Source organism: Cedecea sp. B1(4) (assembly GCF_059414925.1).
The window spans coordinates 1-430 of the sequence record NZ_JCAHMZ010000343.1 but is presented as its reverse complement, the minus strand read 5'-3'; the positions used below and the strand labels follow the sequence as shown (position 1 = coordinate 430).

At 70.7% G+C, this 430-nt stretch carries 1 protein-coding gene; it reads left to right on the top strand.

The window, feature by feature from the left end:
- The coding region (locus ACR6JA_RS23210) for a ParA family partition ATPase (protein ID WP_494599880.1) at positions 1–353 on the top strand (353 nt) is incomplete at its 5' end.
- Positions 354–430: the final 77 nt, after the last annotated feature.

Sequence of the window (430 nt, the reverse complement as noted above, 5' to 3'; positions counted from 1 at the left end):
GTTCCGCGCTGCTGGCGGCCGAGCGCGTGCTGATCCCCGTGCAGCCCAGCCCCTACGACGTATGGGCTTCTGCCGAGATGGTCGCACTGATCCGCGAAGCACAGGTGTTCCGGCCAGCGCTGCGCGCGGCCTTCGTCATCAACCGGCGCGTCAGCACCACCATCATCGGCAGGGAGGCACGGCAATCGCTGGCCGAACAGCCGCTGCCCGCGCTGCGCTCGGAGATCCACCAGCGCATCGTCTTTGCCGACAGCGTAGCCGCTGGCCGGCTCGCCCGCGAAACCGCGCCCGACAGCGCCGCTGCCCGCGAGATCGCCGCGCTCACCGACGAACTGCTGCGGTGGCCGACATGACTGGGAAGCCACCACCACGCAGCAAGCGCGTCGGCATCGGTGCGCGTCCCCCAGCGAATCCGCACGCCGAAGCGTGG